This window comes from Pseudomonas huaxiensis (assembly GCF_003231275.1).
Classification (GTDB): Bacteria; Pseudomonadota; Gammaproteobacteria; order Pseudomonadales; family Pseudomonadaceae; genus Aquipseudomonas; species Aquipseudomonas huaxiensis.
In genome coordinates this window covers 1-403 of the sequence record NZ_QKVL01000182.1, presented here as the reverse complement: position 1 = coordinate 403, position 403 = coordinate 1, and the positions used below count along the sequence as shown (strand labels likewise).

At 55.8% G+C, this 403-nt stretch carries 1 protein-coding gene; it reads right to left on the bottom strand.

From position 1 onward, the window contains the following. On the bottom strand, nucleotides 1-403 hold a 403-nt coding region (locus DM374_RS32805; protein ID WP_157969827.1), incomplete at both ends, for a hypothetical protein.

Below are 403 nucleotides of genomic sequence, written 5' to 3'. Positions count from 1 at the left end.
GGTGTAGCTGTAGGTCACTACGCCGGTGGTTGGGTTGTAGCCGGTGACTGTCAGCGTATTCCCCAGCGGCGTCGTCGCAGTCTGTGGGAAACCAGCCGCCACCCCGCCAGAAATAACGTTGATGCCGCCCAGGCTGAGCGTTTGCAGACCATCCGGCGCAGTCACGGTAAAGGTGCCGGTTTGAGTCAGCGCCGGAGTATTCGGATTACTACCGTCGCTCAGATTCTTCTCGTAAACCGAAAGCTCACCACCCTCTGTATCAAGGCCATTAAGGGTGACCGGATCATTCAGATTCTTGATATCCAGAACCAGATTCGCAGTACTGGTATCGCCATCAGCATCAGTCAGGGTGTAGGCAAACGTCTCAGTCCCCGTCCCCCCACCATGCAGATTGAAGAAGTCT